General features: G+C 59.4%; 24 protein-coding genes. 14 read left to right on the forward strand and 10 right to left on the reverse strand.

From position 1 onward, the window contains the following. The first annotated feature begins 210 nt into the window (after nt 1-210). A complete protein-coding gene (locus GQF00_RS09820; protein ID WP_161318968.1) occupies nt 211-1,104 on the forward strand; it encodes a metal ABC transporter solute-binding protein, Zn/Mn family in 894 nt (297 codons plus the stop codon). A gap of 136 nt (nt 1,105-1,240) precedes the next feature. Here the strand turns inward: GQF00_RS09820 and GQF00_RS09825 are convergent, their stop codons facing one another. Next, nucleotides 1,241-1,603, reverse strand: coding sequence for a hypothetical protein (locus GQF00_RS09825; RefSeq protein WP_161318969.1), 363 nt, complete (start codon nt 1,601-1,603; stop codon nt 1,241-1,243). A 153-nt stretch (nt 1,604-1,756) separates the two neighbouring features. Here GQF00_RS09825 and GQF00_RS09830 point away from each other — a divergent pair, with 153 nt between their 5' ends. Beyond that, a complete protein-coding gene (locus GQF00_RS09830) occupies nt 1,757-2,848 on the forward strand; it encodes a cellulase-like family protein (protein ID WP_161318970.1) in 1,092 nt (363 codons plus the stop codon). 3 nt (nt 2,849-2,851) lie between these two features. On the opposite strand, the gene GQF00_RS09835 is transcribed toward GQF00_RS09830, so the two are convergent. Continuing rightward, a complete protein-coding gene (locus tag GQF00_RS09835; protein ID WP_161318971.1) occupies nt 2,852-3,778 on the reverse strand; it encodes a homoserine kinase in 927 nt (308 codons plus the stop codon). Nucleotides 3,779-3,878: 100 nt separating this feature from the next. On the opposite strand from GQF00_RS09835, the gene GQF00_RS09840 reads away from it, so the two are divergent. Both GQF00_RS09840 and GQF00_RS09845 read left to right on the forward strand, forming a co-directional pair. After that, entirely contained in the window at nt 3,879-4,499 is a 621-nt protein-coding gene (locus GQF00_RS09840) for an outer membrane beta-barrel protein (RefSeq protein ID WP_161318972.1), read from the forward strand. Between the two features lie 84 nt (nt 4,500-4,583). Next, nucleotides 4,584-5,612, forward strand: a complete 1,029-nt coding sequence (locus GQF00_RS09845) for an alpha/beta hydrolase (RefSeq protein ID WP_161318973.1) — start codon at nt 4,584-4,586, stop codon at nt 5,610-5,612. Nucleotides 5,613-5,768: 156 nt separating this feature from the next. On the opposite strand, the gene GQF00_RS09850 is transcribed toward GQF00_RS09845, so the two are convergent. Then, the gene (locus GQF00_RS09850) at nt 5,769-6,542 is read right to left on the reverse strand and encodes an ATP-binding protein (protein ID WP_161318974.1); all 774 of its coding nucleotides are present in this window, start codon (nt 6,540-6,542) and stop codon (nt 5,769-5,771) included. A 130-nt stretch (nt 6,543-6,672) separates the two neighbouring features. Between GQF00_RS09850 and GQF00_RS09855 the strand changes: the two genes are divergently transcribed. The 4 genes from GQF00_RS09855 to GQF00_RS09870 all read left to right on the forward strand — a co-directional run bounded on the left by GQF00_RS09855 (nt 6,673) and on the right by GQF00_RS09870 (nt 10,735). Continuing rightward, nucleotides 6,673-6,972 (forward strand): hypothetical protein, encoded by a 300-nt coding sequence (locus GQF00_RS09855; protein ID WP_161318975.1) that lies wholly within the window; start codon nt 6,673-6,675, stop codon nt 6,970-6,972. A gap of 12 nt (nt 6,973-6,984) precedes the next feature. Next, nucleotides 6,985-8,352, forward strand: coding sequence for a DUF2868 domain-containing protein (locus GQF00_RS09860; RefSeq protein WP_161318976.1), 1,368 nt, complete (start codon nt 6,985-6,987; stop codon nt 8,350-8,352). A 41-nt stretch (nt 8,353-8,393) separates the two neighbouring features. Then, nucleotides 8,394-9,860: a GTPase/DUF3482 domain-containing protein gene (locus GQF00_RS09865; RefSeq protein ID WP_161318977.1), complete on the forward strand. Its 1,467-nt coding sequence runs from the start codon at nt 8,394-8,396 to the stop codon at nt 9,858-9,860. A 149-nt stretch (nt 9,861-10,009) separates the two neighbouring features. Then, nucleotides 10,010-10,735, forward strand: coding sequence for a DUF1963 domain-containing protein (locus GQF00_RS09870; RefSeq protein WP_161318978.1), 726 nt, complete (start codon nt 10,010-10,012; stop codon nt 10,733-10,735). A gap of 150 nt (nt 10,736-10,885) precedes the next feature. Here the strand turns inward: GQF00_RS09870 and GQF00_RS09875 are convergent, their stop codons facing one another. After that, the gene (locus tag GQF00_RS09875) at nt 10,886-11,782 is read right to left on the reverse strand and encodes an AraC family transcriptional regulator (protein WP_237440455.1); all 897 of its coding nucleotides are present in this window, start codon (nt 11,780-11,782) and stop codon (nt 10,886-10,888) included. 127 nt (nt 11,783-11,909) lie between these two features. On the opposite strand from GQF00_RS09875, the gene GQF00_RS09880 reads away from it, so the two are divergent. The 3 genes from GQF00_RS09880 to mmsB all read left to right on the forward strand — a co-directional run bounded on the left by GQF00_RS09880 (nt 11,910) and on the right by mmsB (nt 15,772). Beyond that, complete coding sequence (locus GQF00_RS09880; RefSeq protein WP_161318980.1) at nt 11,910-13,406, forward strand: CoA-acylating methylmalonate-semialdehyde dehydrogenase; 1,497 nt, start codon at nt 11,910-11,912, stop codon at nt 13,404-13,406. 175 nt (nt 13,407-13,581) lie between these two features. Continuing rightward, nucleotides 13,582-14,733, forward strand: a complete 1,152-nt coding sequence (locus tag GQF00_RS09885) for an acyl-CoA dehydrogenase family protein (RefSeq protein ID WP_161318981.1) — start codon at nt 13,582-13,584, stop codon at nt 14,731-14,733. Between the two features lie 145 nt (nt 14,734-14,878). Beyond that, entirely contained in the window at nt 14,879-15,772 is an 894-nt protein-coding gene (gene mmsB / locus GQF00_RS09890; RefSeq protein WP_161318982.1) for a 3-hydroxyisobutyrate dehydrogenase, read from the forward strand. Nucleotides 15,773-15,865: 93 nt separating this feature from the next. Here the strand turns inward: mmsB and GQF00_RS09895 are convergent, their stop codons facing one another. Next, a complete protein-coding gene (locus GQF00_RS09895) occupies nt 15,866-16,303 on the reverse strand; it encodes a DUF4124 domain-containing protein (RefSeq protein WP_161318983.1) in 438 nt (145 codons plus the stop codon). On the opposite strand from GQF00_RS09895, the gene GQF00_RS16690 reads away from it, so the two are divergent. Next, nucleotides 16,302-16,490: a hypothetical protein gene (locus tag GQF00_RS16690; protein WP_237440456.1), complete on the forward strand. Its 189-nt coding sequence runs from the start codon at nt 16,302-16,304 to the stop codon at nt 16,488-16,490. The two genes, GQF00_RS09895 and GQF00_RS16690, sit on opposite strands and share 2 nt — an antisense overlap. A gap of 152 nt (nt 16,491-16,642) precedes the next feature. On the opposite strand, the gene GQF00_RS09900 is transcribed toward GQF00_RS16690, so the two are convergent. Together GQF00_RS09900 and GQF00_RS09905 are read right to left on the reverse strand one after the other, a co-directional pair. After that, nucleotides 16,643-17,248 carry a hypothetical protein gene (locus tag GQF00_RS09900; protein ID WP_161318984.1) on the reverse strand — a complete coding sequence of 202 codons (606 nt, stop codon included), beginning with the start codon at nt 17,246-17,248 and terminating at the stop codon, nt 16,643-16,645. 324 nt (nt 17,249-17,572) lie between these two features. Then, complete coding sequence (locus GQF00_RS09905) at nt 17,573-18,643, reverse strand: fatty acid desaturase (RefSeq protein WP_161318985.1); 1,071 nt, start codon at nt 18,641-18,643, stop codon at nt 17,573-17,575. A 92-nt stretch (nt 18,644-18,735) separates the two neighbouring features. Here GQF00_RS09905 and GQF00_RS09910 point away from each other — a divergent pair, with 92 nt between their 5' ends. After that, a complete protein-coding gene (locus GQF00_RS09910) occupies nt 18,736-19,728 on the forward strand; it encodes an AraC family transcriptional regulator (RefSeq protein ID WP_161318986.1) in 993 nt (330 codons plus the stop codon). A gap of 17 nt (nt 19,729-19,745) precedes the next feature. Here the strand turns inward: GQF00_RS09910 and GQF00_RS09915 are convergent, their stop codons facing one another. From GQF00_RS09915 to GQF00_RS09925, 3 genes are all read right to left on the reverse strand, one after another. After that, nucleotides 19,746-20,678 (reverse strand): SDR family oxidoreductase, encoded by a 933-nt coding sequence (locus tag GQF00_RS09915; protein ID WP_161318987.1) that lies wholly within the window; start codon nt 20,676-20,678, stop codon nt 19,746-19,748. Next, on the reverse strand, nt 20,675-22,150 hold the full coding sequence (locus tag GQF00_RS09920) for an amidase (RefSeq protein WP_161318988.1): 1,476 nt from the start codon (nt 22,148-22,150) through the stop codon (nt 20,675-20,677). The genes GQF00_RS09915 and GQF00_RS09920 overlap by 4 nt, the downstream gene beginning before the upstream one ends. A gap of 72 nt (nt 22,151-22,222) precedes the next feature. Then, nucleotides 22,223-23,053, reverse strand: a complete 831-nt coding sequence (locus GQF00_RS09925) for an HAD family hydrolase (RefSeq protein ID WP_161318989.1) — start codon at nt 23,051-23,053, stop codon at nt 22,223-22,225. A 240-nt stretch (nt 23,054-23,293) separates the two neighbouring features. Here GQF00_RS09925 and GQF00_RS09930 point away from each other — a divergent pair, with 240 nt between their 5' ends. Beyond that, entirely contained in the window at nt 23,294-24,463 is a 1,170-nt protein-coding gene (locus GQF00_RS09930; protein WP_237440457.1) for a DcaP family trimeric outer membrane transporter, read from the forward strand. The last annotated feature ends 17 nt before the right edge of the window (nt 24,464-24,480 follow it).

The raw sequence follows: 24,480 nt of genomic DNA on the forward strand, positions 1-24,480 counted from the left end.
GGCCCGTAATACAAAGGCGCAATGATATACTGCGCGGCTTTCGCCTGCACTGAAGGGCTAGCTGCAAGCTTCAAGCTACAAGCTACAAGGCGCGCCATAAGCCTTGCGGCGCGGCTCAAAGGTTTTCAGGTGGCAACGGGCCAGCTCGCGCCTTGTAGCTTGAAGCTTGCAGCTAGCCCCGCCTTCGTCATTCAAGTAAGAGGGAATTCCATGCGCCATTTCTGGCTGACAATCCTGCTAATGCTTTGCTCCCCCGCCTGGAGCCAGACCATTGTGGCCAGTGTGGAGCCGCTGGCGAAGCTGGTGCGCAGTCTCTATGGCCCGGAAGTGGAGGTGGTGACCCTGTTGCAGGCCAACCAGAATCCCCATCAGTTGGCGCTGTCGCCGCGGCAGGCGCTACAGGTGCAGCAGGCGGATCTGATGGTGTGGCTGGGGGCGGCGGTGGAAGCCCCGCTGGCCCCGCTGGTGGCCCGCCGCCACAAGGCGTCCGTGGCGTTACTGGGTCTGCACGGCGTGGTGCGCCGGGAAGGTGGCCCCCATGGGCATGACGACCACGAGGAAAGCCACGGGAGCCACGAAAGTCACCATCATGATGCCGGTCAGGACGATGCGTACCTGGATCCGCATCTGTGGTTGTCCGTGGACAACATGATCCTGTTGTCCGATGCGCTGGCAGCGGCCCTGCCGGCAGGGCTGGCGGACCAGCAACCGGGACAATGGCAGGCCCGGGCGAAGGAAACCGTGGCGGGGCTGCACGCCCGTCTGGCGCCGCTGACGCAGGTCCCCTGGCTGACCTATCACCATCCCTGGGGCTATTTCACGGATCCGCTGGGGCTGGCAGAACCGGTGGTGGTCAGCCAGCAGCTGGACGCCGGGCCGGGCAGTCGACGCTTTGTGGCGCTGGCCGCGGAAATCCGCGAGCAGGGTGTGCAATGCATGATCCGCGAACCGGAAGCTCGCCTCGCCATGCTGAAGCGCTTGTGTGTGGATTGCCGCGAGGAGCCTCTGGACCCTCTTGGCCGTGACCAGCCATCACTGAACTATCTGGATTGGCTGGAGTACCTGGGGGATGGTTTCGAGAGGTGTTTGCAGGGCGATTCCTGAGCATACCCACAAGGGCAGCGGCGCGCCGGTTATTCGCTTCGCTCGGTGGGGTGCGAACTGAGTGCAGCACGGCATTGGCCCGAGGGACCACGCTATCCGTATTGACGATCGCGGCGTGCAGTATGCCGCGTCTCTCCTACAGATCCCGCACAGGCATCAGCGTCGGTGGTGGTGCCGGTGGAGTGTCGTTCGGGGTGGGGATGACCTGCACCGTGTCACGCTGGCGTTGCAGTAACTCCTGCTGCTCGTTTTCCAGATAGCGGGACTCCGAGCTCAGGGCATTGAGGCCCTGGCTTTCGTCAGTGGTATCCAGCTCGACCGGCGATTGCAGATACAGCGCTTCCAGCTCGTGGCTTTCCAGCGCCTGGCTGGGGCCTTTCTCACGGCTCTGTGGCGCCTTGTCATCCGGGGGGGCACTGTCCGGCAATTGCTCATTGGCCAGCAACGAGACTGGTGCCAGAGAAGCCATTATCAGGGTGCGGAGCATGATGGTTTTCATACCCCGATCATAGCCTGAGTACCCGGTGAGGGGAATTGTGTGCGGTCCCGGTTATGTCAAGGTGGGTCATTTCACCGATAACAGGCCCAGAGCCATTGAGGCCGGTTCGGAAACCGGTATGCTGGTGCGCTTGATTGGGAGAACTGGACCGATATGCCTCAACCCCTGGCAATAGCTCGCTGGGATTTATCCTGGCTACTGCACCGCGACTTGCGCGACGGTGCCTTTGCCTCGTTGGAGCGTGTCCTCGACGAAACCCAGCTGCGTGGCTTCAATGCCCTGCGTCTGGATCCCTGTCCACACCTGATCGCCACCCCGGAAAACGGCATCCATCTGGATCGCTGCGAGCTCATGCCCCCCGGTGAACGGGCCGTGGAAGTGAAGATCCGCAGCGCCCTTCAGCACCTGATGCAGTCCACCCATGAACGCGGCATGAAGGTCTGGTTCAGCAGCCGCTTCGTGAACGACAGCCGGGCGCGACGCTCCTTTGTGCGGCGCCCGGAAGATTTTGTCTCGGTGTGGAGCGATACCCTGTCGCTGGTGTCGGACTGGGGCTACCTCAATGATGTGGCCGGGCTCGATTTCTGCTACCAGTTCCCCTCCTTGCCGGCAGCTCACGGTGTGACCCGGCGGGTGTTCCAGCGTTCCCCGGAGCGGTCCCTGCCGTCTCACTGGTCGGAGCAGGCCAATCGTCGACTGGAAGATTATCTGCTGGAAATTCCCCGCGCACTGCATGCCCTGTTCCCGTCCGTGCCGGTGGGGTTGAGTACCACGGTGGCACTGAGCGAACAGCTGCGTCAGCTGGATACCAGCGAGTTGGATTTTCTGGATTTCAGCCTGTGGCTGGATGATGACCCCCGTTATCGGTTGGCCAGTGGTGAAGGCATGCCCATGTCGGGCCTGCTGAGTAGATTTGCCAGCCCGGTAAAACAGATTCTGCTGGATGCGGCGGGCAATCACTGGCAGCGCCGGCTGGAAGAACAACTCAACCGGCGCATGGCCTTTACCCGCCTGCGGCGCATGCATCCGGTGATCAGTGAAGGGTTCGTCAACCAGCCCCGCGATCTGCGTCGCCTGCCCACCGGCTGGGCCGACCTCCATGAAATGATGGTAGTTAACGCGCTCACCCAGGGCGTGGAAGCCCTCACCCCCAGCTCCCTGGCCTGCCCTGATTACCCCTGGTTATGGCAAGAGCAGGAATACCTGGCTCATCTTAATCACATGATTCTGGCGGGCAGTGGCTGAACGTCAGGCGCCCGGCTCAAGCGCCTTCATCCGCCAGCGATAAATGCGCGCAAACTCGTCCGGGTCCTTGCTCCCCTGCCCTTCACTGTGATTGGCCACCGGGCCGGCCAGGCGGGATAGCCAGAAGCGGAGAGCGGCCACCGCCAGCGCCAGTTTGAGGCGGCCCGGGTCAAACAGGCCGCCGTGGCGCTGGTAGGTGCTGAGCAGGGCCTGTTCCCGTTCCGGGGCGGGCTTGCCACAGGGTTCCACGCACCAGTCATTGAGGGTGACAGCCAGATCGTATTCCGGGTCATCCAGGCAGGCGTTGTAGAAATCCAGCAGGGCGCTGATGTGGCCGTCCTGCCACAGCAGGTTGTCGCGAAACAGGTCGCCATGGATCAGGGTGCGGCCAGTGGGGCTGGCCTGCCAGGCGTCGAGCAGGGCGCGGGCCGGTGCTTGTTGGTTGGCGGGCAGGTGGCTGAGATGTTTACTGAGCGTTGCCAATCGCTGGCGTTCATCCGGCAGCGGCAGCAGGCTGCCCGGGTCGCACTGGTGCAGCCGCGCCAGCAACGCGCCAACCTGCCCGCAACGGGCCTCGTCCACGGCAAAATCATGGTCGCCGGGCAGGCGCGGCATCAGCACTGCCGGCTTGTCCGCGACGGTGATCTGCCAGTGCCCCTGATCATCAGCAAGGGGGCCGGGTACCGGTAACTGAGAGTCCCTGGCCAGCTCTGCCAGCAGGTGCAGGTAAGGCCGCACGGCATTACTGTCCAGGGTCTCGAACACCGTCAGCACCAGATCGGCAGGGGTGCCTTGACGGTCTTTCGCCTCGATCAGAAAGGTGCTGTTCTCGATGCCATGGCTGGCGCCATGGTAATGCACCAGCGAATAGCCAAAAGGGGCCAGTATCCGGGTCATCTGGGGCGCGTCGAGCGGGGTGTAGACGGACATGAATGATTTCCTGATTCGGCTGCAGGGCAAAGACTCTGCCTGCCGGCGATGGTATAACAGGCAGCCGTTACTCGAACAATAACAAAAAGGACGACCTTCCATGCGTTACTGGATGCTTATCGGGTTGCTGTTCAGTCCTGCCCTGTGGGCCGCGGACCAAGCCGACGACACTCAAACTGCCCAGGTGGCCCACTTTCAGGATTCCCGCTACGGCTATGCCGCAGCCAACCTGATGCACCTCAATCTGGATTACGACAACTACGAACTCACTCCCTCTGGTCTGATGCTGCGCCTGGGCGGCATGGTGGACGAGAACTGGGGTGTGGAACTGCGGGTGGGGACCGGGCCCTCCGGCGACACCCGGCGTTCCGAAACCAGCCGCAACAAGGTGGATTACACCGTGGACCATGTGGGCGCCCTGCTGGCCACCGGCAAGTGGTCGTTCGATTCCCCCGTAGTGAAGCAGCATGTGGAAAGCTTTTTCGTGCAGGGCTTTGCCGGGGTGGCGGATGTGAAGGTCAAAACCGTGGCCCGTCGCTGCAATGCCCAGGGGTGTCGCAGTGGTGTCGATCGCAACGATGACACCAGCCTGGCCTTTGGTGCCGCCCTGGGTATGCGCACCGCCTACAACATCGGCCTGAGCCTGCAGTACATGCAATATGTGGACAAGGAATACATCACCGTCAGTGGTATCGAAGGCGGTCTGGAGTGGTATTTCTGATACACTCGCGCAGGTTCTGTTTCCGGTCTGCCGCTGTGATGGGGGCGGCCGATTGCCAGTGATATCACCCCCTAAGGAGTCCCGATGAGCCCTGTTGCCCTGGAGCGCGCTGCGCTGAAGTCCCTGATGCTGCTGCCGCGGCCCGTTCTGTCCCGGCTGGCTGCCGGCATCGAGACCCGCGGCCGAGATCATCTGGACCCCCACGTGCGGTTTCTGCTTGCCCTCAGTGGTGCCAAGCCCACCCTGGACAGTGGCACGGTGGCCAAGGCGCGTCAGCTGTATGCCGACATGATCGAACTGATGGATGTGGCGGAGCGTCCGTTGCCCGTGGTGGTGGATCATCAGGTGCCGGTGGAGGGCGAGACTACAGTGCAGGTGCGTCGCTACCGTCCGGAAAATGCCCCGCGTCTGGCTCCGGCCATTCTGTTTTTCCATGGTGGCGGATTTACCGTGGGGGGCGTGGAAGAATACGACCGCCTGTGCCGCTACATAGCCGAGCGCACCAATGCGGTCGTACTGAGTGTGGATTATCGCCTCTCCCCGGAGCATCCGTCGCCCACCGGCGCCAACGATTGCCTGGCAGTGTGGCGCTGGCTGTTGGACAACACCGCAGGGCTTGGGCTCGATCCCGAGCGGCTGGCAGTGATGGGTGACAGCGCAGGCGGCAACCTCAGCGCTGTCGTGTCCCAGCAGGCAAAACTGGCCTGCCTGCCGGTACCGGCCCTGCAGGTGCTGGTTTACCCCACCACCGACGGGGAGCTGAAACATCCGTCGGTGCAAAGCCTCGGCCAGGGTTTCGGTCTCGATCTGCCGCTGCTTACCTGGTTCCGCAGCCACTTCATTCAGGATGAAGCCTTGGTGGAGGATTACCGGGTCTCCCCTCTGCGCAACCCGGACCTTGCCGGTCTGCCGCCCACCATCCTGATCACCGCCACCGACCCGCTCCGTGATGAAGGGCTGGAATACGGTGAAAAACTGCGTGACGCCGGTGTGGCGGTGACCAGCCTGGATTACCCGGAACTGGTCCACGGGTTCCTCACCATGGGCGGCGTCATCCCCGCCGCTCGCAAGGCGGTAAACGCCATCTGCGACGCTACCGCCCAGCGGTTGTGAAGCAGCCACAAGCTTCAAGCTTCAAGCTGCAACACGGGCAATACTCTCATCCGCTGACATGCCGTGCCCGCGAACCACAAAGGCGGTGCGCGGGCACGGCGCTGGATTCATCCTGGAACTTTACTCGTGTTGCAGCTTGAAGCTTGCAGCTCGCTTTCAAAACCCCCCCACAAACTGATTATAAAACTGCCTCGCCGTGCGCCCGGAGCGCACGCCTTTTTCAATGGAAAAGCGGCGCGCCCGGATGTGCAGTTGCTGGCGGTCTTTTACCTCGCCGAACAGGTGGTCAACGATCTCGAAATACTGCGGTTCGCTGATCGGATAAAAACTCAGCCCCAGCCCGAAACGGTCTGCCAGAGAAATTTTTTCTTCCACCGCATCGCCATGGTGAAGCTCTCCGCCAATTACCCGGGACTCGGCGTTGTCCTTCATGTATTCGGGCAATAAATGGCGGCGGTTGCTGGTGGCATAGATGCGCACATTGTCCGGGGGCAATTCCAGCGAGCCTTCCAGCACACTCTTGAGATGCTTGTACTGGTTTTCACCCTCCTCGAACGACAGGTCATCGCAATAAATAATGAACCGCTGGCGGCGCTCGCGAATGTCGTCGACGATCTCGGGCAGGTCGTGAAGATCATCCTTGTCCACCTCAATGACCCGCAGCCCCTTGCCGGCATATGCATTAAGCAGGGCTTTCACGATGGAGGATTTGCCGGTGCCACGGCTGCCCCACAGCAGCACATGGTTGCAGGGTTGCCCAGCCAGAAAGCGTTCGGTGTTCTGGATGATCTTCTGCTTCTGGGTGTCGATACCCAGCAGGTCTGCAAGCCGAACCGGATCCGGGTGCGGCACCGGTCGCAGTGTGCCGGTGCGTCCCCGCCAGATGGCAGCGGGCAGGGTGCGCCAGTCGATAGGTTGGGACGATGTCATGAGGTCCTCGCGGCAAGGTATTTTCAGGAAGGGTAAATTTTAGAGAATTTCGTTCACACAGGCATGCGTTGGCGGTTCGCTTTGACTATGCTTGCAGCAGAACATACCTCACTGTTTCAGGAGAAACCGGATGAAAGCTGCGTACCTGGCCCTGCCGGCACTGGCGCTGATGTTTGCTGGCTGCACCTACAAGTACGACACCGATTACCCCATGGGCCTGCCGGAAAGCACGCAAACCTGCCCGGAGGATCCGCCTGAGCAGTGCACCCAGGATTATCGACCGGCCTTTGGTTATGACGAAGCGGGCGGCATTCTCGGTGAGTTCGGCAATGCCTGCATGGCCTGCGCCCAGGACGAGGTGATGTACACCTCGCCGAAGCAAGAGGCCTCGCCGCGCCCGGCGGATGCCCCGGCTGATGCGGTCGAATAAGCGAGCCCCTCATTGACGTCATCCCTGACCCGGCTGCTGGACTTTGATGACCAGTACCGTCGCGACAGTCAGCAGTCCCAGGCCTTTCTGCACCGTCGCGACCGGCGCTTTGCCCAGCAGCAGCAAACCCAACGCCGGCCACTGACCGTGCCCGCCTGGCTGGCTGAATTACATGCCCTCAATGATCAGCGCCAGGCCCATGGCCATGATTCACGCCTGCGCCGCTGGCGACAGGCCCGCTGGGTCTTTGCCGGTCTGGGGGCCGTACTGGGTGCCGCCTTCATGGCAGGCCTGCTGGTTTACGATGGCAGCCGCCAGATCAATGTGACCCTGGTGCTGGTGCTGGTGGGGTTGCAGCTGGCGCTGGCCTTGCTCACCAGCCTGCAGGCCTGGCTGGGCTGGCAGCCCTGGGGCAGTTTGCTGGGGCGTTCCGGGGAGCAGGGCGACCCCTTGCAGCCGCTACGCCCTGCCCTGTCCGCCCGCATTGCCCACACTGGCGGCCTGCTGTTTGCCCTCAGTGGCCTGCTCACCTTGCTGGTCATGGTGCTGGTGCAGGATCTGGCCTTCGGCTGGAGCACCACCCTGCAGGCCTCGGCGGACAGCTATCACCGGCTGGTCTCCACCATCGCCCTGCCCTGGCACACCCTGTGGCCGGATGCCGTACCCGGCGCCGAGCTGGTGGCCGCTTCCCAGTATTATCGTCTCACCGACAATGCCATGGCCGATCCGGCGTTACTGGGCACCTGGTGGCCCTTCGTGCTGATGGCCTGGCTCACCTATGTGTTGCTGCCGAGACTGGTGTTTTTGCTGCTGGCGGCCCTGCAAGTGCGCTGGCAGGCGGCAAACGCGCTGCGCCAGCACCCGGGTTATCAGCCGTTGTTCTACCGGTTCGATACCCCCTGGGTAGAAACCCGTGGCGAGGAAGAAGCGCCGCGGGAACCGGCGCCGGTGCAGGTGAGTCTGATGCCGTTGCCAGAGACCGGTACGCTGATCCATTGGGCCGGTGCCGGCCAGCAGAGCGCCGGGCTGGTGCGCCGGCTGAGCCAGGCCCCGGCGCCGTTGCAGCTGCGGGCCGGCGGTAACAGCAGCCTGGAAGAGGACGCGGCCACCCTGCGTCAGGCGGGCGAGCAGCGCCAGCCAGTGATACTGGTGGCCCGTGGCTGGGAACCGCCCACCGCCGAGCTCAGCGACTTTATTTTTGACGCCCGTGAACAATGGCCCCCGGCCACCATGCTGGCGTTGGTGCCGCTGGCCGATGAACAGGGTGATCCGCTCGCCGATGCGGGGTTGCTGTCACAATGGCAGCGCTTTATTGAGCGCCAGAAAGACGCCAACCTGCTGCTGTGCGCACCCAAGGCGACCTGGGGCGGAAATCGCTGATTTCCGCCGTCACACATTGATAATGACAACGCGCTGAGACCATGGACGATAACGGCAATACCGACATCATTGACGACCGGCAGAGCGACAGCGCCCTGCCCCGCTTTGCCGTGGTGGGCCATCCCAACAAGGGTAAATCCAGCGTGGTCGCGACCCTGGCGCAGAACGATTCCATTGCCATCGCCATGGAGCCGGGCACCACCCGTGATAGCCACCGTTATCCCATGAAGGTGGATGACGTGACCCTCTACGAGCTCATCGATACCCCTGGCTTTCAGCGCCCCCGCAAGGTGCTGGCCTGGCTGCAGGGCCACAGCCTGTCCGCGTCCGATCGCCCGGACACCGTGGCGGCCTTTGTCACCCAGCACCGAGACGATCCCCGTTATCACGATGAATGCGAGCTGCTGGGGCCTATCGTGGAAGGGGCCGGCATCATCTACGTGGTGGACGGTTCCGTGCCCTATAACCGCGAGCACGAAGCAGAAATGAACATTCTGCGCTGGACCGGCCGGCCCAGCCTGGCGCTGATCAACCAGATCGGCAGCGATGACTACAGTGCAGACTGGGAGGCGGCCCTGGGGCAGTACTTCCAGATCGTCCGCCGCTTTGATGCGGTGCGGGCGCCGTTCGAGAAACATCTGGAATTATTGCGTAGTTTCGGCGAACTGGCGCCTAACTGGCGCGAACCCCTTGATGCGGCCCTGGAGTACCTGCAGGCCCTCAAGTTCGGGCGTGACCATCAGGCCCTGGAGCATCTCGCCGATGCCCTGATCGAGATGCTGGGGCACCAGGAAACCAGCCGGCTGGGCGAATTTGAGGCTGCGGAGCCCTTGCAGCCCAAGCTGCGCCAGCGCTGGCAGGCCTGGCAGCGTGAGCGCGAACAGCGCCTGCGGCACAGCGTGGAAGACCTGTATCAGCATCGCCGTTTGCAACGGCAGGAGTCCGACCTGTGCCTGCCGGACGGGGATGACCTGTTCGGTGAACGCACCCGCCAGCTGTGGGGCATCAGCAAGAACCAGCTGGCCGCCGCCGGTTTCGGGGCTGGCGCCGTGGGCGGGGCCGGGCTGGATGCGGTGACTCTGGGGCATTCCCTGGGTACCGGTGCCCTGATCGGCGGGTTGCTGGGCGCGGCGGGCAGCTACTACTACAGCGACAAGCTCACCCGGGTGAAGCTGGGGCCACTCAGTGGCGGTTTTCGGGAGGCCACCTATGGTCCCCTCAAGGATCCCCAGTTCGGTTATGTGGTGCTGGGCCGGGCCTTGGTGCACTGGTATCAGATCAGCCAGCGTAACCACGCCGGCCGCGACGTGCTGGTGGTCACCGACAGCGATGGCCACTGGCTGGAAGAATTATCCCGCAGTGATCGCAATGGCCTGCAGAAATCCCTGCAGGCCCTGGCCCGTCGGCGTTTCGAGCCCAGCAAACGGCAGCGACTTATCGAGCAACTGGAGCTCGCCCAGCAGGCGTTTGCCCAGTGGCAGATGAAGCAGTTTTCAGAATCTGGCTAATGCAATTTGGGTCACAGATTTCGCGCGAACCCTGTCACATGTACAAAAATTGCACGCCGCTCAGCCTGTAAAAATGGCCTGGCAGCGGTTTGTGAAGGCTGTTCGGAGTTGTTGCTGGCATGGTGAACTCGAGAAAACGAGGACACCCCATGCTGCCCGAAGAAATCAAACTCAGACTGGCTTCCTTTTCCCGCCCCGCCTGGCGTCCCCAGGCCGGACCGGCGGTGCCTGGTGCCATGTCCAAGTTCGGTGGCTTGCCGTTACTGAAACCGGATGAATCCTGGCCCTGCTGCGGCCATTGTCATCAGCCCATGCAGCTGTTCCTGCAGCTGGAATCCCGGGACTTGCCCCGTACCATGCGCTCTCCGTTCGGAGATGGCGTGCTGCAGGTGTTTTACTGCACCAATGGCGAAGAAGACTGCGAAGTACTGGGTCAGTCCCATCTGCCCTTCTCGGATGCTGCGCTGGTACGGGTGATACCCCGGGAGCAGGCCAACGGTTTTGATGCCTTGCCGGTGCGACAGCCGGATGCCTTGCCGGAGCGTTCCCTCACTGGCTGGATCCCCCTTGCCGATTATCCGGATTGCAAGGAAACCGCCGCCATCAACGATGAGGATCGTGACGGCACCCTCGCCCTGCTCCACGCCCACCGTCCGGCCCCGCGCCCCGGTGACAAGCTCATGGGTTGGCCTCACTGGACGGCCGGTGTCGAGTATCCCACCTGCCCCTGTTGTCAGGAGCCCATGCAGTTCCTGCTACAGCTGGATTCCATGGACACCCTGCCGTTCCGCTTCGGCCACTACGGCTGCGCCCACATCTTCCAGTGCGATACCCATCGCGACATCATGACCCTGACCTGGCAAAGCCGACCATAGAAAGAGGCGCTCCTGCAAAAACCTCTCGCGCCGCCGATGACGCCCCAATGTTCACGAAGTCGCTGTAGGAGTTCCCTTCCAGGGGACGAACCGTGCGCAGCACGGCATCGCCCGTAGGGCGGTCAGGTGGCATTTTGCGCGGCAGCGTTCCTACTGCCCCCGCTCCTGCCGATAACGCTGCGGCGATACCCCCATCACCTTCTTGAATAACCGGGAAAAATAATAGGGGTCGTCATAGCCCAGCCGGGCGGCGATCTGCACCACGGTATCCTCGGTAATATCCAGCAGATAACAGGCATGGCTCACCTTGATACGCTGAAAGGCCTGCATGGGTGTCTGTCCGGTCTGCCGTTTGTACTCCCGAATAAAGTGATAACGCGACAGGTCGCTGGTAGCCTCCGCCAGCTCATCCAGTGACAGCCGCCGGTGCAGCGCGGTCTGCAGATAGCCGTTCACCCGGTTCACATCCAAGGTGGCGTGGCGCACATCATGTTGATGGCGCATCAGCGCCGCAAAAGCCAGCAGGCTGCGCAACAGATTGGCGGCATACACCAGATGCTCCGGCTGTACCCGGGTGGCAGCGGCCAGCAGGGCCTGAAACTCCTCTGCCAGCCGCGAATGCACCCCCACGCGGACAATTCGCCCATCGGCGCGCCCGGCAATTTCGTCAAAAAACCGCGGCACCTCATGGCCACCAAGATGCACCCAGTAAATGCTCCAGGGGAGCTGGCTGTCAGCCTGATAACGGTGGGCGAGGGCGGCGGGCAGCAGCACCAGATCGCCACCCGCCACCCCATGGGTTTGGCCGTCCACCTGCAATTTCCCTCGCCCGCTGACACAGTAGATGAGCAGATAATCCGCCAGGTTGTCGCGCACCATACGGTGTCCGCGGGCCTGGGGGTAGAAGCCGACACCGTGAGGCATGCAGCCTTCACAAAGGGGGTGGCCGGCAATGCTGTCCAGCACGGCAGGGGGAATGACCGTGCGCTGGCCGGTGGCCGGTAGTGGCCAGCTGGAGGGTTCGGCCGGGGCATGCGCGGTGGGCAAGTGCTTATCCATATACAGCAATATAATCTATTAAACGGCAAAAGACGCTATCTGCCTGAGCCTGTCCCTGTGCTACAACAGGGGCATACCGATAATGTGTACCCCTAAACCTGTTCCGGAGAGCCCCATGAGCCGTCGCCTGCCCCTGCTGATTAACGGTGAATTTGTCGCCAGTACCACTGACCAGTGGATCCCGGTGACTAATCCCGCCACCCAGGAAATTCTCTGTGAAGCACCGGCGGCCACAGCTGATGAAATGGAGCAGGCCATCGCCGCCGGCAAGGCCGCCTTTGAAAGCTGGAAGGAAGTGCCGGTGTCCGAGCGCGCCCGCCTGATGCTGCGCTACCAGGCGTTGCTGAAAGAACACCAGGAAGAGATCGCCGAGATCCTAAGCCAGGAGACCGGCAAGACCTTCGAGGATGCCAAGGGCGACGTGTGGCGCGGTATCGAAGTGGCAGAGCAGGCCGCCAATATCGCCTCCCTGATGATGGGCGAAACCGTGGAGAATGTGGCACGCAGCATCGACACCCATTCCTGGACACAGCCCCTGGGCGTGTGTGCCGGTATTACCCCGTTCAACTTTCCGGCCATGATTCCCCTGTGGATGTTCCCGCTGGCCATCGCCGCCGGCAATACCTTTGTACTCAAGCCCTCCGAGCAGGACCCCATGACCCCCAACCGTCTGGTGGAACTGTTCCTGGAAGCGGGTGCGCCTCCCGGCGTGCTGCAGCTGGTCCACGGTGGCAAGGAACAGGTGGATACCCTGCTCACGCATCCAGACATCAAGGCGGTCTCCTTCGTGGGCTCCGTGCCGGTGGGGCAGCACGTTTATCGCACCGCCACCGATCACATGAAGCGCGCCCAGTGTTTTGCCGGTGCCAAGAACCACATGGTGATCATGCCGGATGCCAACAAGGATCAGGTGATCAACAGTCTGGTTGGCGCGTCCTGTGGTGCTGCCGGCCAGCGCTGCATGGCCATCAGCGTGGCGGTGTTCGTGGGCGATTCAAAAGCATGGATCGATGAACTGAAAGACGAATTCGCCAAGATTCGCCCCGGCGCCTGGAATGATCCGCAAGCTGCCTACGGCCCGCAGATCAGCCCCCAGGCCAAACAGCGTGTGCTGACCCTGATCAAACAGGGCAAGGAAGAGGGCGCCACCTGTTTGCTGGATGGCTCTGACTGCACCGTGGACGGTCTGCCCGATGGCAACTGGGTCGGCCCGACGCTGTTCTCTGATGTGACACCGGAGATGTCCATCTACAAGGAAGAAATCTTTGGTCCGGTGTTGTGCTGCGTCACCGTGGATTCTTTGGAAGATGCATTGCGGCTGGTGAACAACAGCCCCTATGGCAACGGCACTTCCATCTTCACCGCCAGCGGCGCGGCGGCGCGCAAATATCAGCACGAAGTGGAAGTGGGGCAGGTGGGTATCAATGTGCCGATTCCGGTGCCGCTGCCGTTCTTCAGCTTCACCGGCTGGAAAGGCTCGTTCTACGGCGATCAGCATGCCTACGGCAAACAGGCGGTGCGTTTCTACACCGAAACCAAGACCGTCACCAGCCGCTGGTTTGAAGACGACATCCCGGCCAGCGGTCCGAACATGAGTATTCACCTGAAATAACTGCGGGCGGAAATTCTTGGGGGAAATGTCTGTAAGGGCATTTCCCTTTTAGAGGCGGATGCATTTCCGTAGGAGCGTCGCTTGCGGCGCGATAATGAACGCGGGTATCGCGCCGCAAGCGACGCTCCTACGGCGAAAATGGTAAGTGAATACACGATCTTGAAGGGATCAAACCGTGGACTTTTCTTTTACTGAAGAACAGATCGCCTTTCGCGAAACGGCACGACAGTTTTCTGAAAAAGAACTGGCGCCGTTTGCTGCCGAATGGGATGCAAAAAGTATTTTCCCCAAAGATGCCATCCGCAAGGCCGGTGAACTGGGTTTCTGTTCTCTGTACTGCGATGAAGAGCACGGTGGCATGGGGTTGTCACGGCTGGATGCGGCGCTGATCTTCGAGCAGCTGTCGCAGGGCTGCACTTCCACGACGGCGTTCATCACCATTCACAACATGGCCACCTGGATGCTCACCCGTTTCGGCAACGATGCCACGCGAGCGCGTTGGGCGGATGATCTATTGGGTGGAAAAAAACTGGCGTCGTACTGCCTGACAGAACCCAATGCCGGTTCCGATGCGGCGTCATTGTCCACCACCGCCAAAAAAGACGGCGACAGCTATGTGCTCAACGGTGCCAAGGCATTTATCTCCGGCGCCGGTGATACCGATGTGCTGGTACTGATGGCGCGCACGGGCGGGCAGGGCGCCGGTGGAATTTCCTGCTTTGCCGTGCCTGCGAACACCCCGGGTGTTTCCTACGGCCGGAACGAAGACAAGATGGGTTGGAAAAGTCAGCCCACCCGCGCGGTGATCATGGAGGATGCGCGCATCCCTGCCGAATGCCTGATGGGTGAAGAAGGGCAGGGCTTCAAGATCGCTATGGCAGGATTGGATGGAGGGCGCATCAATATTGCCAGCTGCTCCCTGGGGGTCGCCCAGGCCGCTTTAAAACAGGCACAGCAATACGTGCAGGAACGTAAACAGTTTGGTCAGGCCATCAGCGATTTCCAGACCGTGCAATTCACCCTGGCCGACATGGCCACCGAACTGATCGCGGCGCAGCAGATGGTGCGACTGGCCGCCTGGAAACTGGATCAGAATCACGGCGACAAGAGCATGCTCTGCGCCATGGCCAAGCGGATGGCGACGGATCTGTGTTTCAACGTCTGTAACCAGGCGCTGCAACTCCATGGTGGCTATGGCTACATTCGCGAGTATCCCTTGGAGCGTTACCTGCGTGATGCGCGGGTACACCAGATTCTTGAAGGCACCAACGAAATCATGCGCGTAATCATCGCGCGCAATGTGCTCAAGGATTTGTCGTTTTTGTAAAGAAAAAGTCGGACGTCGAAGGTCGGACGTCGAACGACAAGGAAATCCAGAATGGGTTTAGCGTCTGACTTCCGACGTCAGACATCCGACCCGTCTCTAAACGCACAACAATATCCGCTCGGGAAAGCGGCATGGAGAGACAATCATGAAAATCGGATTCTTCGGTGTCGGTCACATGGGTGGCCCCATGGCCGCCAATCTGGTCAAGGCCGGTCATGAGGTAACGGCATTTGATCTGGTGCCCGCCTTGTTGGCGGCCGCAGTGAATGATGGCGTCAAGGCTGCCGAGAGTGCCGCTGAAGCGGTGCAGGGGGCGGACGTGATCGTGAGCATGCTGCCATCGGCGGGGGCGGTGCGTGGCCTGTACCTTGGCGACAGTGGCGTCCTGCAACACATCGATAAAAGCGCCCTGATTATCGACTGCTCCACCATCGATGCGGATACCGCCCGGGATGTGGCCGGTATCGCGAAAGAGCAGGGCAGGGAGATGATCGATGCGCCGGTGTCCGGTGGTGTCGGCGGTGCCAAGGCCGGCACGCTAACCTTTATCTGTGGCGGTGAAGAAGGCGCCATCGAACGCGCCCGCCCGGTGCTGGAATGCATGGGCGCCCAGGTTTTCCGCGCCGGCGACAACGGCGCAGGCCAGCTGGCAAAGATCTGCAACAACATGCTGCTGGCCATTCACATGATCGGCACCGCCGAAGCGCTGCAAATGGGCGCGGATCATGGTCTGGATCCGGCCGTCCTCTCCGAGATCATGAAAGCCAGCTCTGGCGATAACTGGTCCCTGGACAAGTACAACCCCTGGCCAGGCGTCATGGAAAACGTGCCGTCGTCAAAAGATTATGAGGGTGGCTTCGCCGTAAAACTCATGAACAAGGATCTGGGTCTGGCCCTGCAGGCTGCGCTCAGCACCCAGTCCGCCACCCCCATGGGCAACCTGGCCAAATCCCTGTATGCCGCGCATGGCAACCATGGCTATTCGGACAAGGATTTTTCCAGTATCCAGCGCTTCTTCCGCCACAAAGAAAGCAATTAATAATGAAAAATTAATAGTTAATAACGAAAGCAAAAGGCTGCGCACATGACGGTCAGGTGTATGGCGAACAATTAACCTCTGATGTGATAAGGGTTACTGATAGAGCTTTTCAAAAGTCGCGGCGCTGAAACCATTCATGCGCTTTTTGCCAACCAGAATAATGGGCACTCCCTTCCCGTTCAGCTTCTCAAAGCCGGCTTTTCCTGCCTGGCTGGTTTCAACATCGTATTCGGTAAAGTCAATGTTGTTGGCTTCAAAATAACGCCTTGCCTTTGTGCACACACCACACCAGCTGGCGGAGTACATGACAACTCGATGGCGTTTATCAGAGGAGGGGAGATCAACAGAGAGGCTGTCGTAGGTGACGCTTTCGAAGGTGTTGATTTTGAGCTTCAAACTCTCCGAAGCATGCGCTTCGGAAGGGGAGTCAGAAAAGTGAACATTGCCCTGATCGTCTACCCACCGGTAAATGCCGGATGACCACGCAACGGCACACAGGCAAAGCATTAACAGCGAAAGCAGAGCCTTCATGGTTGTTCCTTCTGATTTTCCAGTCGGCAGGGCGGGCCATGCCATTGATCTCGGTTGCGATATTGTTTCACGTATCCAGCAATCACCGCAGCGTACCCTTTCAATTTCATTGCCCTGTCAGGATGGGGGAGACCACATCTCAAAAAAGCTGTTTATCCTGGCCTTGTGCGAGTTGATGGTGTCGTAAATGGCTTCAACCATGTCACCGATCTGTTTATCACACTCGCAGCCCGAAGGGCGATTGCATGGTAGTAAGACATACATTCTTCCACACGCTAACGCCCGCATTTGCGGCTGGTTTGGAGCGCAGCGGAAAGCCAGTCCGACAACATGCGCTTGTTAGCCATTGACCTCTACTATGGGTAAAAACCTAGAGCTCGCTATACCAACACCACTTTGATATTTATACGTTTTATAATCTATAGGACATTGCTTTAGATTTTCTGTTTCTAGGTATTGACGAACTCTATCCAAAACTGATGCATCAGTATCTTTTTCACTGGCATTAGCCCCTAAGCCTGTAAACTCAGCTTCGCACTCTATTTCAAAGGGCACGCGTTCTGAGTACTCTTCGTCCCAATGAATATCACAAAGACCTTTCCAGTCTAGCTTAAATTTATTTCCCTTTCTTTGACCAATTACCAAGCGAGACTCGTAAATATTCTCATGTTCAAAAACGTAGAAATTGCCTTTTGGTTCTTTCCACTCGTGGGTAGTATTCTCAAGCCCATGCCAATTTCTAATTGGTAGAATGAGTTCTTCAAGAGATGCACCTGGCTCCCAGCAATAATCATCAAACTCTTGCTCTTTTGCAGTTACGCTTACAGACCAAAAGAATTCGTGATCGAACTCTGAACCATATTTTTCAAACCAATATGGATCTTGGATAGACACAGATATCTTTGCTTTATAGATATCAAATTTACGGTCTCTAATTTTAAACATTCGGTATCTCAATGTTTGTGTGGCTAGCAGCGTATTAATTAGAACGTTCCGTATAACCCGGTTCTATATAACTCCGGAACCGCAGTTGCTCCCCGTCCGATAAAATCCTGCCATATCAACAAGCTATGACGTAATGGCAAATTTCCTACACGGAGTTATATAGACGCCTCCTGATAACTCCTGGCGGGCATTTCCGCATTCGATGACAGCAAAGTGCTTGATTATAAAGAGAATTGCAAAAGGAGAGGGTGGCAGGAGGAGGGGTTTCCGTTGAAAACAGAAAAGCCCGCACAGGGCGGGCTTCTGTTGGTGAGCGTTTGCTGATCAGACGGCTTGCGGTTTGTCGTGCATGCGGTTGGCGCGGCGGAAGGTGCCCAGGTCGTTGAAGCGCACGCCGTTTTCCTTCAGCACCACATGGGCACGCTTGGCGGTCATCTGGCGAACATAGAAGGGATCGCGAACCACGAAGTGGTGGATGGCGTGGGTGCTGCCGAAGTTGAAGCAGAACGCCTGCAGGGGCCACAGCCACCAGACATTGAGCACCTGGCACTGTTCGGTGATTTTGCCGGGTTCGTTGTCGCCGTAGTAATGCATGTTGGACGAGATGAAGTGCAGGCAGAAGGTGCGCAGCATGTTGGGGGCGATCAGTACCACCACCAGCGGGGTGATCCAGGTGAACTGGGCGGTGACCACTTCCGGCCACGGGATGCTGATGCCGGCCACCCAGGCGGCGCCGTTGAGCAGGTGGTAGAGCACGAAGAAGTGCCAGATGGCGTGGACGATAACGCCCAACGGGTTGTAGCTCACCAGCCCGATCAGACGGAAGTTGCGAATGTCCTTGCGGGTGATGACGCCACGGCGGTAGAGCTTCACCGGTTCGGTCAGGTATTTCACCGCACGCAGATAGACGGCCAGCATATTGTCGCCCACCATGATCAGACGCTTGAGGCCCCATTTTTCGCCGTTGGTGATACCGCGCTCTTCCAGATCAGTTTCGCTGCCGGAGTGCTTGTGGTGATGGAAGTGCAGGTGACGGCGCACCCAGGGGTTGATGGTGGTGGGACGCCACAGGTACACGCCGAGCATCATCAGGTGATGGACCAGCTTGTTGTTCTTGAAGTACATCCAGTGAATCAGGTCGTGCTCCAGCTCATGCAGCAGGGAGGTCCAGAAGGCGGTGAGCAGGATTACCGCCCAGCCAGGCATGATGCCTTGCAGGTAGAGCACGGCGTTGAGGGTGCAGCCGGCAATAGCTATGGCAAAAATGCCGAAGCCGATGGCGTTCTGGTGCTTGAGCCAGCCGTGGCGTTGCCGTATATCATCACTGATGGCGATGATGTCGCGTTGAATCTTTTTATCTGTTGCGGACTTGCCGCGAGCAGGTGCTGTAGCCATGGGAAATCTCCATTTCTCGATGGCAGTCACTGTAGGCGGGGCCGGCAAGGAAAACTCGGCTTTGCCCGCCAACCGTTTGACCGGGGACGCCAATGTCAGAAAAAAAACAGGCGACAGCGCTGTTGATGGGGCCGCTTTTGCATTTGCTGCATGAGCGCGGCCTGGATGGTGAGGCGATTTTGCGCCGTAATGGCCTGGATCCGCAGATGGTGCAGGACCCGGAGGCAAAGCTGGACGCGGCGGTATCCACGGCCTTGCTGGACGATTGCCTGCAGGAGCTGGGCGATCCGGGCATGGCCATCGAAGTGGCTCGCCACGCGGAATACAGCACCTTCGGGGCACTGGGACTGGCGGTGGCGGCGGGCGGCGACCTGTATAGCGTACTTAACCGCATTACCCGGTTTCACCGGCTGATCAGTGATCTGGTGGTCACCGAGCTGGTGGCCGATGACGACAGTGTGGCCCTGCGCTTTACGTCCAATACGGATCATCAACCCCACCCCCAGGCCATTGCCTTTGTGATGGCCACCATCGTGCGCCTGCTGCGTATTCGTATTCACCGTGATCACAACCCGGTGGCGGTCTCGGTGCCGGAATGGGTGGAAGAGGGATTGAAGCAGGCCCTGGCCCGTTATTGTCGCTGTGAAGTGGTGGTGGCGGAGCATTACAGCCTGGCGTTTGACAAGCGCAATGCCCAAAAAATGCTGGCGGCCAGCGATATCCAGTTGGCGGCTATGCTGGATGCCACGCTGACCCAGCGGCTGGCCGATGCCGAGCCGGCCTCGCTGGCCAGCCGGTTAACCCTGTGGATCGAGCAGCGCCTGCCGGACGGGGAGCCGGCGCAATCGGAGGCGGCGGAGGAATGCTGCATGAGCACCCGCAGCCTGCAGCGGCGCTTGAGTGATGAGGGCTTGAGCTGGAAACAGCTGCTGGAAGACACCCGCAAGACGTTGGTGGAACGACACCTGCGCACACCGGGGATGACGGTGACGCAGATGGCGTTCCTGTTGGGTTTTTCTGAAGTGAGCGCGTTTTCGCGGGCCTTCAAGAAATGGTACGGGGTGTCGCCCAGTCAATTCCGGTAGGCGGTACCGGGCAAGACTCAGCTTGCCGCACCACCCTGCTGCACATGCTGTTCTGAAAAATCCCAAAGCCGTTTGGCCACTGCTGGGTTGGCGGCTTCTTTGGAGCGACGAGCCGGGCGGCAGTGAGAGAAATAACCGCCGGCAATGTCTTCACTGTTGTCGTGGGTGGCACACATGACACTGGTGGCGGCCCCCTGATTCGGCGTTTTGGTAAACGGGCTGGCAACCTTGAAGGCCAGCTGGGTGAGCCAGGAGCCATTGCCGAAACCGGTTGTTACCAGCGCACCGGGGTGGACGGCGCAGGCAGTGAGCCCCTTGGCGCCATAGCGCTGTTGCAGCTCCAGTGCCATCAGGGCGTTGCAGAGTTTGGCTTGCCCATAGGCATTGAAGGCGGTGACGGCGCCTTGTTTTCTGGAAACCAGCAGGTTGTCGAAGTCGAGCTTGAACGGGTATTTGTGCGACTCACTGGATACCACGACGACTCGCGGTGCGGGCGCAAGAAGAAGGGTGTCGAGCAACTCCCTGCAGAGCAGGAAGTGACCGAGATGACAGACTGCCACGGTTCTTTCGATGCCTTCTTCCGTGAGGAGGTATTGCATCGACATGGAGCCTGCGTTGCAGATCAGGATATCCAGCTGCGGAATATCTTCGCGCTCTCGAATGCCGTGGGCACAGGCGCGCACACTGGCCGGTGATGCCAGATCCAGTAGTGCCAGCTCCACCTTGGCATGGGGATGGGCAAGGCGAATTCTGGACAGGGCCTGTTCGCCAAGTTCCGGGTTGCGACACGCAAGAATTACCTGGGCACCGGCGGCCGCCAGGGCGCGGGCCGTTTCAAAACCGATGCCACCATTCGCGCCGGTCACCAGCGCGATTTTGCCAGTCAGGTCCTTGCCTTCCAGAACCTGATCAGCCGTGCTGTTGCGATTGAACGTCCAATGGCCTTTCATTTTTGCCCTCCGTTTCTTTTGTCTGAGTGAGCAGGGTGGTGGTCTTGTCTTTGGTCCAGACGCGCAAACGGCTGCGCCTCTTCCAGTTCAAAGGCCAGCTCCAGCAGGGTGCGTTCGTCGCCGTGACGTCCATTTAGCTGTACGCCAATAGGCAGGCCGGTGAGTGTCTGACCCAGAGGCAGGGAGAGGCCGGGGCTGCCGGCGGCGTTGTTGGCCGGGGTGAAGCTGGTGTAGCGCAGTAGTCGCTCAAGGTGGGTATCGAAATCCACCTCGGGACCCAGATAACCCAGTTCCGGTGTGGTGTGCGCCAGCACCGGGGTGAGCACCACATCATATTGATTAAACACCTCTGCATAGTGAGCCTGGCTTTTTTTCAGCTGGCGCAGCATGCCCGGGGTTTTCAGAAAACGTTGCCGATAGTAACGGGCAAGCCCCAGGGTCAGTGGATCCAGTTGCTGGCTGTCAAAGCCCTGGGAGAAAAGTGCGTTGCCAAATTTACTGACAAAGAAGGCGAGCATGGCCCAATAGAGAAGAAAGTCGTCCACGAAGCGCTGGGGCAGGTTGATGTGGGCAATATCCACATGGTGGCCCATGTCACTGAGTTTTTTTGCGGTATTTTCCACGGCCAGACGAGTCTGCGGGCAAGTGCTCTCACCGGTGATGGAGTCCACCATCAGGCCAATGCGCAAACGTTTGCGGCTCGGCCCACGAATCTCGCCCAGTGGTGGAAGCTTGGGGTTGCGATAGTATTTTTCGGCTTCCATGAAGAAGTTGGCGGTATCTCGCACCGTGCGGGTGAGGACACCATCACTGACGATGTTAACAGGCAGACCCTTGGCGGCTTCCTGGGTGACAAGTCGGCCGCGGGTGGATTTCAGGCCGACCAGCCCGCAGACCGCCGCAGGGATACGAATAGAGCCGCCGCCGTCATTGCCGTGGGCGATGGGGATAGCCCCGGCAGCCACCAGGGCGGCACTGCCTCCGGAGGAACCGCCGGCGGAATGATCCAGGTGCCAGGGATTGCGAGTGGCGGGCGTATGGGCCATTTCCGTGGAAGCAGTAAACCCAAAGGCGGGCAGGGTGCTCTTGCCCAACAAGTTGAAGCCCTGGGCAAGGTACTGTTTGGCCAGTGCGCTGGTTTTTTTCATGGGTTTGCTGCCCAAAGCCGCACTGCCGTGACAGGTGGCCAGACCACGCAGGTCGATGTTGTCCTTGATCAGGCTGGGGACGCCAGCGAAAAATCCGTTGAAGGTCTTGTGCTCGGCACGATGGCGGGCTTCCTGAAAGGTGTTGAGCACCAGCCCACTCAGGTCACCGGCGGCGTTGAGCCGCGCAATGGCGGCTTCGGTGACTTCTGCAGACGTGATTTCTCCTTGCCGCAAGCGCTGGCCAAGTTCAGTGGCATCACTGGTGCCGAGGGCGTCGTCGCTGTAAACATGCAGGCGCGATCGAAGAGGGGTATGGGTTGTCATTATTAAAGGTCTCGTTGCGCACGTTATTTGGCACGAGTGTACCTATTTGTTCGGGTTCGAATAGGCCAATCGTCAGTTGCGTGCGCGTTCAACCCGTTTGTGCTGCGCCAGTAAAAGCCGGGCCAGATCGGTGAGTTCGGCAATGCTGCCGACTACCGCATCCGGGCGGTGGGGGTGCTTGATGGTGTCGGGGAAAATCTTGTCCAGCCAGTTCTGGTCCCAGCCGGCACCGTTGTAGAAGATGGAGGTGATGTTGGCTTCCTTGGCGGCGATCACGTCGGTGGTGCTGTCTCCGAGATACCAGCAGTTACGGCTGGGACGTTGGCCCAGTGCCTCAAGTGCTTTCAGCAACATGTCCGGTGCCGGTTTGCGTCTGCCCACATCGCTCCCGCAGACCACCACATCGAACAGGTCTTCCCAGCCGGTGCCGTCCACCAGTGCCAGTTCGTGTTCGAGAAAATCCCGTTTTCGGTTGGAAATCAGGCCGGTTTTGATGCCGAGGGCACGGAGGTGTTCCAGTTGTTCGCGAATTCCGTCTTCCATGGGGAAGACATCCTCCACGTATTTTTTGTAGGCGTTGTCGAAAGCCTGATGGGCGCGGGCCTTGGCATCCTGATCACTGCCAAACAGCACTTCGAAAATATCGGTACGGGAAATCTTGCGTTGGGCCACGATCTTGGGGTGAAGACGGTTATGGTCCTTCACGTAGATCAGCAGTTTTGCATCTTCAATGGTCTTGGAATCGTCCGGGTCGAGCAGGTTATCCCACAGTTCCAGTTCCCTGAGGCGAGGCAGCACATCATCCACGGCGTGATACATGGCGTCGTGGGTGTCCACCAGGGTGGCATGCCAGTCCAGCAGGATGGTTTCAGGATGGGCTTCGGGCAGTTGCAGTATGCTCATTGACGAATTCCTGGTGCCAAACGTTGATAGAAACCCATAGTGATTACAGTGTGAGGCTGTCGTCAAAAATGTCCCGTGATGTGTTGTCATTTTTTGGACGCAATTGCGCACCGCTATGGTGACTATCATTCAAATCTATGTTCATATCAGGCTTGGAACAGATGCAACACTTTAGTGCCACTGCTGCTGATTCCGTGCCAGGGAGAGGCGGCTGACCAAGAACAACCAGGGATGAACATCATGGGCAAGACTTTTCCTCTCAAGGGCCTCGGCGCAGCTATGCTGGTGGCACCTCTCGCGTGTTTGGCAGCAGATTCCGATTCCTCCTTTGAAGTCTATGGCTTCGGGATGGTGGATTATGTACAAGGCTTTGATCGTGTTACTCCCGAATGGGAAGACACCCTGCGTCCGGGCCGAATTCCCTATAATCAGGATGCTGTGGGCAGTGATGGCCAAGCGGTACTCAGTGTGCGTCAGAGTCGCCTTGGTGTGAATGCCAGCACCATGGCTGGAGACAGCCCACTGACCACCAAATTCGAATTCGACATGTTTGGAGTCGGTGCCGACGAAGGCCAGACGACGATTCGTTTGCGCCATGCCTACGGGGAATGGAAATCCATTCTTGCCGGTCAGACCAACAGTGTGTTCATGGATGGCTCCGTGTTCCCCAACACCATTGATTACTGGGGGCCTTCCGGCATGGTGTTCCTGCGTAATCCGCAGATTCGATGGACGCCAATCCAGGGTGAGTCCTCGTTTGCTGTGGCCATCGAAAATCCCGGCAGCGGGGTGGACAGTGGCAATGACCCCAACGCTACCTCCGGTGATGACGAGTACCCGGATCTGACCGCGCACTTCCGCCAGGAAAGCGACTGGGGTCATTTCCAGGTCGCCGGCATCCTGCGTCAGGTGGGTTATGACACACCCGGTGGGCTGGACGGTGAGCCGGATGACAGTGAGTTGGGCTGGGGTGTAAACCTGACAGGCACCATCAACATGTTTGAGAAAGACCGCCTTATTCTCGGCGTGGTTCACGGTGAGGGTATTTCCAACTACATGAATGATGGCGGTGTCGACATGGCACCCGATGGTGATGCGGCCGATCCGGACTACAAGGTAGTGCCGCTTACCGGTTTAGTCGCTTATTACGATCATTACTGGAACGACCAATACAGTTCTTCCATCGGATACAGCTCCACGGAAATCGATAACATGGATTTTCAGACGGCAGACGCCTTTGAGAAGGGCGAATATGCCTCTGTGAACTTGCTGCACACCCCTAACGACAAAGTGCTGATGGGCGTGGAATACCTGTATGGCAAGCGTACGGCGAATGATGGCACTACGGGCTTCGATCGTCGCGTCCAGTTCAGTGTCAAATACAGCTTCTCCAGCGGAAACCTGTTGTAAGCAAACGAAAGAATGAC

Origin of the sequence: Alcanivorax sp. DP30 (genome assembly GCF_009882945.1) — a bacterium.
Taxonomy (GTDB): Bacteria; Pseudomonadota; Gammaproteobacteria; order Pseudomonadales; family Alcanivoracaceae; genus Alcanivorax.

Bases quoted from the DNA above. Each gene is read 5' to 3' on its own strand.
- GQF00_RS09820 (WP_161318968.1), top strand. From the start codon at position 211: ATGCGCCATTTCTGGCTGACAATCCTGCTAATGCTTTGCTCCCCCGCC.
- GQF00_RS09880 (WP_161318980.1), top strand. From the start codon at position 11,910: ATGAGCCGTCGCCTGCCCCTGCTGATTAACGGTGAATTTGTCGCCAGT.
- GQF00_RS09905 (WP_161318985.1), bottom strand. From the start codon at position 18,643: ATGGCTACAGCACCTGCTCGCGGCAAGTCCGCAACAGATAAAAAGATT.
- GQF00_RS09910 (WP_161318986.1), top strand. From the start codon at position 18,736: ATGTCAGAAAAAAAACAGGCGACAGCGCTGTTGATGGGGCCGCTTTTG.
- GQF00_RS09915 (WP_161318987.1), bottom strand. From the start codon at position 20,678: ATGAAAGGCCATTGGACGTTCAATCGCAACAGCACGGCTGATCAGGTT.
- GQF00_RS09840 (WP_161318972.1), top strand. From the start codon at position 3,879: ATGCGTTACTGGATGCTTATCGGGTTGCTGTTCAGTCCTGCCCTGTGG.
- GQF00_RS09835 (WP_161318971.1), bottom strand. From the start codon at position 3,778: ATGTCCGTCTACACCCCGCTCGACGCGCCCCAGATGACCCGGATACTG.
- GQF00_RS09930 (WP_237440457.1), top strand. From the start codon at position 23,294: ATGGGCAAGACTTTTCCTCTCAAGGGCCTCGGCGCAGCTATGCTGGTG.
- GQF00_RS16690 (WP_237440456.1), top strand. From the start codon at position 16,302: ATGGTTGTTCCTTCTGATTTTCCAGTCGGCAGGGCGGGCCATGCCATT.
- GQF00_RS09920 (WP_161318988.1), bottom strand. From the start codon at position 22,150: ATGACAACCCATACCCCTCTTCGATCGCGCCTGCATGTTTACAGCGAC.
- GQF00_RS09925 (WP_161318989.1), bottom strand. From the start codon at position 23,053: ATGAGCATACTGCAACTGCCCGAAGCCCATCCTGAAACCATCCTGCTG.
- GQF00_RS09870 (WP_161318978.1), top strand. From the start codon at position 10,010: ATGCTGCCCGAAGAAATCAAACTCAGACTGGCTTCCTTTTCCCGCCCC.
- GQF00_RS09825 (WP_161318969.1), bottom strand. From the start codon at position 1,603: ATGAAAACCATCATGCTCCGCACCCTGATAATGGCTTCTCTGGCACCA.
- GQF00_RS09865 (WP_161318977.1), top strand. From the start codon at position 8,394: ATGGACGATAACGGCAATACCGACATCATTGACGACCGGCAGAGCGAC.
- GQF00_RS09855 (WP_161318975.1), top strand. From the start codon at position 6,673: ATGAAAGCTGCGTACCTGGCCCTGCCGGCACTGGCGCTGATGTTTGCT.
- GQF00_RS09830 (WP_161318970.1), top strand. From the start codon at position 1,757: ATGCCTCAACCCCTGGCAATAGCTCGCTGGGATTTATCCTGGCTACTG.
- GQF00_RS09850 (WP_161318974.1), bottom strand. From the start codon at position 6,542: ATGACATCGTCCCAACCTATCGACTGGCGCACCCTGCCCGCTGCCATC.
- GQF00_RS09845 (WP_161318973.1), top strand. From the start codon at position 4,584: ATGAGCCCTGTTGCCCTGGAGCGCGCTGCGCTGAAGTCCCTGATGCTG.
- mmsB (WP_161318982.1), top strand. From the start codon at position 14,879: ATGAAAATCGGATTCTTCGGTGTCGGTCACATGGGTGGCCCCATGGCC.
- GQF00_RS09900 (WP_161318984.1), bottom strand. From the start codon at position 17,248: ATGTTTAAAATTAGAGACCGTAAATTTGATATCTATAAAGCAAAGATA.
- GQF00_RS09895 (WP_161318983.1), bottom strand. From the start codon at position 16,303: ATGAAGGCTCTGCTTTCGCTGTTAATGCTTTGCCTGTGTGCCGTTGCG.